The following is a 5,426-nucleotide window of genomic DNA, read 5'->3' as shown; positions in this document are numbered from 1 at the left end:
CCAGTGGAACGTGCAGCGTCTGGCCGATCAGGCTGCGCACAAGGACAAACTCGCCGGCCGTCCAGGTGATGGGCTCAACCGCTTGTTCGGCCACCGCGCGGTCGTCATAGAGCAAGGTGACATGGGGCGTGTAGGCCGGTTTCGCCCAGCGCCCCAGCCCAGCCTTGGTCATCTCAATGCCCAGCGCCCGCTGGAACGCCATCAGGTCGGCAAGGCCGGCGTCACCGCGCAGGACAAAAGGCCGGTTGCGCGGAGAACTGGCGAAACTCGTGGCCCGGTTAAAGGTGACAGAAAACGGTGCCGCCTTGACCGCTGCAGCGGCCCGGCTTGCCATCTCGACGACCCCCTGGGGCAGGCCGACGTAATCGCCCAGATGATGCAGCGTGATGTGAAAACGTTCGGTTTTCAGCGGCGTTCCATGCAGACCGTGTTCTGTGCGCAATTGCCGGGCACACTGCGCAATGCGCTCAGCGGTCTCAGCATCAGGAAAGAGCGCGAAAAACAGCCGGTCCGTCGGTGCCGGCGCATCGTCAAAGCCGGGTAATGCGGATTGCCCGGGCATGGCTCAGGCCTCCACTCCAGTCATTCCCACTCAATCGTCGCTGGCGGCTTGCTGCTGACGTCATAGGTCACGCGGTTGATGCCCCGCACTTCGTTGATGATGCGGCCCGAGACCTTTTTGAGCAACGCGTAGGGCAACTCGGCCCAGTCGGCCGTCATGAAGTCGCTGGTTTGCACCGCGCGCAGGGCCACCACGTAGTCGTAAGTCCGGCCGTCGCCCATCACGCCCACGCTTTTGACTGGCAGGAAGACGGTGAAGGCCTGGCTGGTGAGGTCGTACCAGGTTTTACCCGTCGCGGCATCCTTGAAGTTGCGCAGCTCTTCGATGAAGATTGCGTCGGCACGGCGCAGCAGGTCTGCATATTCTTTCTTGACTTCGCCCAGGATGCGCACGCCCAAGCCGGGGCCGGGAAACGGATGGCGGTACACCATGTCGTGCGGCAACCCAAGCGCGACGCCCAGCTCGCGGACTTCGTCCTTGAACAACTCGCGCAAAGGTTCGAGCAGCTTGAGACCCAGTTGCTCAGGCAGGCCGCCGACGTTGTGATGGCTCTTGATGGTGACGGCTTTTTTGCTTTTGGCGCCGCCGGATTCGATCACGTCGGGGTAAATCGTGCCCTGGGCCAGCCATTTGGCGCCCTTGTGGCCGCCGGTGCCGGCCTTGAGTCGGGCCGCTTCGGCCTTGAACACCTCAACGAACTCGCGGCCGATGATCTTGCGCTTGGCTTCGGGTTCGCTGACGCCTGCCAGGTGGCCGAGGAACTGGTCGCTTGCATCGACACGGATCACGTTGGCGTGCAGCTTGCCGACAAACATCTCCATGACCATGTCGCCCTCGTTCAGGCGAAGCAGGCCATGGTCGACGAACACGCAGGTCAGCTGGTCGCCGATAGCGCGGTGGATCAGCGCCGCAGCCACTGAGGAGTCAACACCACCGGAGAGGCCCAGAATGACCTCTTCGTCGCCCACTTGCGCGCGAATTTTCTCGACCGCCTCGCTGATGTAATCGCCCATGACCCAGTCCTGGCGGGTACCGCAAATATCGAGCACGAAGCGCTTGAGGATGGCGTTGCCCTGCTTGGTGTGGGTGACTTCGGGGTGGAACTGCACCGCGTAGAAACGGCGGTCTTCATCGGCCATGCCCGCAATGGGGCAGGAATCGGTGGAGGCCATGAGCTTGAAGCCCGGCGGCATTTCAGTGACCTTGTCGCCGTGGCTCATCCAGACATCGAGCATGCCCTGGCCTTCGGGCGTGGTGTAGTCGGCAATGTCTTTGAGCAGCGCCGTGTGGCCGCGGGCGCGCACGTCGGCGGAGCCGAATTCGCGCTTGTGGCCGCCTTCGACCTTACCGCCCAACTGGTGCGCCATGGCTTGCATGCCGTAGCAGATGCCCAGCACCGGCAAGCCCAACTCAAACACCGCTTGCGGTGCCTTATCGGTGGTTTCTTCGTAAATGCTGGCATGGCTGCCTGACAGGATGATGCCCTTGAGCGTGCCATCTTTGGCGTATTCGCGGACCCAGTCATCGCTGACGTCGCAGGGGTGGACTTCGCAGAACACGTGAGCATCGCGCACGCGGCGGGCAATCAGCTGGGTGACCTGGGAGCCGAAATCAAGAATGAGTATTTTCTGGTGCTGCATGAGGGTGTTACTCCAAGGCAAAAAAAGAAAAAGGCGTCTGGTTCATCAGACGCCTCAGGCCGCTTTCAGGCTCAATCAGCCCGGTAGTTCGGCGCTTCCTTGGTAATCTGCACGTCGTGGACATGGCTTTCACGGATGCCTGCAGAAGTGATTTCCACGAACTCGGCCTTGTCACGCATGTCCTCGATGGTGGGACAACCGCAGTAGCCCATGCTGGCCCGCAGGCCGCCGGCCATCTGGAACACGATGGCGACCATGGAGCCTTTGTAGGGGACGCGGCCTTCAATGCCTTCGGGGACCAGMTTGTCGGCGTTCGGGTTGCCGGTGCTTGACTCCTGGAAGTAGCGGTCGGCGCTGCCTTGCTGCATGGCGCCTATGCTGCCCATGCCGCGGTAGCTSTTGTAGCTGCGGCCCTGGAACAGGATCACTTCACCCGGGGCTTCTTCRGTGCCGGCGAACATGCCGCCCATCATCACSGTGYTGGCGCCGGCCGCGATGGCCTTGGCGATGTCGCCSSWRTAGCGSAYGCCGCCGTCGCCGATCAGCGGAACGCCSGTGCCGCGCAAAGCCGTGGCGACGTTGTCGATGGCCATGATCTGCGGCACGCCCACACCAGCAACGATGCGGGTGGTGCAAATGCTGCCGGGGCCGATGCCGACCTTGACGCCGTCAGCGCCGGCTTCCACCAGCGCCAGTGCCGCGGCGCCGGTGGCGATGTTGCCGCCAATCACATCAACTTGGGGATAGTTCTGCTTGACCCAGCGCACCCGGTCGAGCACGCCTTTGCTGTGGCCGTGGGCGGTGTCCACCACAATGGCGTCGACGCCGGCTTTGACCAGCGCCTCGACGCGTTCTTCGGTGCCCTCACCCACCCCGACAGCGGCACCCACGCGCAGCTTGCCGTGCAAGTCACGCGCGGCATTCGGAAAGGTGGTCTGTTTGGTGATGTCCTTGACGGTGATCAGGCCCTTGAGCTCGAAATCGTCGTTAATCAGCAGCACACGTTCGAGGCGGTGTTTGTTCAACAAGGCCTTGGCGTCGGCCAATGAAGCGGTTTCAGAAATGGTGATCAGGCGCTCGCGCGGTGTCATGATGGTGCTGACCGGCACATCCATGCGGGATTCGAAGCGCATGTCGCGCCCGGTGACGATGCCGACGACCTTGCCCCCATCAATCACGGGAAAGCCGGAAATGCCGAGTTGCTCGCTGAGCGCCATGACCTGGCGCACGGTATGCGTGGGGGTGATGACCACCGGGTCGCGCAGCACGCCGCTTTCGTAACGCTTGACCTTTGCAACCTCGGCTGCCTGCTGCTGGGGCGTCAGGTTTTTGTGAACAATGCCGATGCCGCCTTCCTGCGCAATGGCAATGGCCAGCCGGGCTTCGGTGACCGTGTCCATGGCTGCCGACACAAGCGGCAGGTTCAGGCGGATATTTCGGGAGAACTGGGTGGAAAGTGAAGTGTCCTTGGGCAGGACCTGGGAGAACGCTGGCACCAACAATACGTCGTCGAAGGTGAGCGCTTTGCCGAGTAGGCGCATAGGGATGGCTCCAAAAATACGATTGTACCCTTGTCGTCACACGCCGTCGGTACTTACCCCTAGCAGCCCTTCACAGCCTTCGTCCCTGTCTGCCAAGTGGTTGTAAAAAAGCCGCTTTACCCGCCGGCCACACGAAAACCGGACAGCACAGCGCTACACTCACGAAATGCACTTCCAATCCGTTTTTCGCCCCCTCCTGCTGGCGCTCGCCTGCGGGTCATTTTCGCTGACAGCGTTCGCCCAATGGCAGTGGATCGATAAAGACGGGCGCAAGGTCTATAGCGACCGTTCGCCGCCCGCCGACATTCTGGAAAAAAACATCCTGAAGCGACCAGGTGGCATGGCGCGAACGGCAGCAGCCGCTGATCCCGCTCCCAGCGCAGCCGATCCGGCTGCCCCGGCAGCGTCTGCGCCAGCAGGTAAAGCCAGCGCGCCCAGACTGTTGTCCGGCAAGGACAAGGACCTTGAGGCCAAGAAGAAGCAGGCTGAGACAGAAGAAGCCGCCAAGAAGAAGGCCGAAGAAGAGAAAATAGCCAAAGCCAAGGCCGAAAATTGTGACAATGCAAAGCGCAACATGGCGACATTGCAATCGGGCGTACGCATCACTGCCGTCAATGGCAAAGGTGAACGGGAAGGTATGGACGATACGAAGCGCGCAGCCGAAGTCAAGCGCGTCCAGGAAGCCATTGATAGCAGCTGCAAATAACAAACAGCTTCTGCGGTGTTCGCCAAACATCGCTGGCGGCCACGGCTAGTATCCGGCTTTCGCCCCCGCTCTTTTTTTAGCGAACAGCCCCGCGCTTTTGGCGCCCTGCCGGCTGAAACGTTCGCGGCGCGCAACCTTTGGATCCACCCGAAGACCGCGGTAGACCTCAACCCTGTCATGGTCATGCAGCGCATGCCCCAAGGTGGTTTTACGGCCCCAGATACCGACGACCGGGCGGCCGCCCTGCTGCAACTCCGGGAATTCATCCAAAACCCCGGCCGCAGCAAGCGCCTGCGCCACCGTTGTGCCCGCTGCCAGCTCCAGCGCCCACTCGCGAACCTGCCGCGGCGCCGCTGAATAGACCAAGGTGACTTTGAGCGGCGCGCCGCCCTCAGGCTTCGCCATAGACGTCTTCAGCCCTTTTGACAAAGGCATCCACCAGGCTTCCCGCTATTTTTTCGAAAACGGGACCGACCAGTGCCGCCAGCGCGGCGTTGTCAAAGTCATAACGCAGCGTGAAGTCCACCTTGCAGGCTCTTTCATCGGCCTTGCCGACAGGCGTGAAATCCCAGTGGCCGTCGAGCTTTGAAAACGGGCCATCGACCAGTTTCAGGCTGACTTTCCGGTTTTTTTCGTGTGTATTGCGGGTAGTGAAGCTTTGCGTCAGCCCGGCCAACGAGATGCCGACCTTCGCTGTCATGCCGCGCGCATCTTCCTCCAGCACAGCGGCCTGGTCACACCAAGGGAGAAACTCGGGATACCTTGCGACATCAGTGACCAGCCCAAACATTTCGGCGGCGCTGTACCAGATTAAAACGGACTTGTGAACGGTTTTCATACAATCGAGGGCTGGGCGCAATTGTATTAGCCACTTCGCGGGCTCTGTACTTTTCAGATTTCGCCCTTACCTTTTATCCATGGCCACCAAAGAAGCATCCTCCTCCAAAAAAACGGCCGCAACGCCCTCTGCCAATCTC

Annotated in this window: 6 protein-coding genes; 1 reads left to right on the top strand and 5 read right to left on the bottom strand. The window is 61.3% G+C overall.

Annotated elements, in window-relative coordinates:
* The 3 genes from AC1DWI_RS12840 to guaB form a co-directional block, all read right to left on the bottom strand.
* Nucleotides 1-562, bottom strand: a 562-nt coding sequence (locus AC1DWI_RS12840; RefSeq protein WP_477724959.1) for a 2'-5' RNA ligase family protein, incomplete at its 3' end; no start/stop codon positions are given.
* Between the two features lie 20 nt (nt 563-582).
* On the bottom strand, nt 583-2,202 hold the full coding sequence (guaA, locus tag AC1DWI_RS12835; protein ID WP_477671643.1) for a glutamine-hydrolyzing GMP synthase: 1,620 nt from the start codon (nt 2,200-2,202) through the stop codon (nt 583-585).
* Between the two features lie 71 nt (nt 2,203-2,273).
* On the bottom strand, nt 2,274-3,743 hold the full coding sequence (gene guaB, locus AC1DWI_RS12830; RefSeq protein ID WP_477724958.1) for an IMP dehydrogenase: 1,470 nt from the start codon (nt 3,741-3,743) through the stop codon (nt 2,274-2,276).
* Nucleotides 3,744-3,909: 166 nt separating this feature from the next.
* Between guaB and AC1DWI_RS12825 the strand changes: the two genes are divergently transcribed.
* Nucleotides 3,910-4,449: a DUF4124 domain-containing protein gene (locus AC1DWI_RS12825; RefSeq protein ID WP_477671644.1), complete on the top strand. Its 540-nt coding sequence runs from the start codon at nt 3,910-3,912 to the stop codon at nt 4,447-4,449.
* A 45-nt stretch (nt 4,450-4,494) separates the two neighbouring features.
* Here the strand turns inward: AC1DWI_RS12825 and AC1DWI_RS12820 are convergent, their stop codons facing one another.
* Nucleotides 4,495-4,854, bottom strand: coding sequence for an RnfH family protein (locus AC1DWI_RS12820; protein WP_477671645.1), 360 nt, complete (start codon nt 4,852-4,854; stop codon nt 4,495-4,497).
* Nucleotides 4,841-5,287 carry a type II toxin-antitoxin system RatA family toxin gene (locus AC1DWI_RS12815; protein WP_457282773.1) on the bottom strand — a complete coding sequence of 149 codons (447 nt, stop codon included), beginning with the start codon at nt 5,285-5,287 and terminating at the stop codon, nt 4,841-4,843. The genes AC1DWI_RS12820 and AC1DWI_RS12815 overlap by 14 nt, the downstream gene beginning before the upstream one ends.
* Between the last annotated feature and the right edge of the window lie 139 nt (nt 5,288-5,426).

This window comes from Polaromonas sp. P3_C2 (assembly GCF_056402675.1).
This window is presented reverse-complemented; position numbering and strand designations above follow the sequence as displayed.

Bases quoted from the DNA above. Each gene is read 5' to 3' on its own strand.
- AC1DWI_RS12820 (WP_477671645.1), bottom strand. From the start codon at position 4,854: ATGGCGAAGCCTGAGGGCGGCGCGCCGCTCAAAGTCACCTTGGTCTAT.
- AC1DWI_RS12825 (WP_477671644.1), top strand. From the start codon at position 3,910: ATGCACTTCCAATCCGTTTTTCGCCCCCTCCTGCTGGCGCTCGCCTGC.
- AC1DWI_RS12815 (WP_457282773.1), bottom strand. From the start codon at position 5,287: ATGAAAACCGTTCACAAGTCCGTTTTAATCTGGTACAGCGCCGCCGAA.
- guaA (WP_477671643.1), bottom strand. From the start codon at position 2,202: ATGCAGCACCAGAAAATACTCATTCTTGATTTCGGCTCCCAGGTCACC.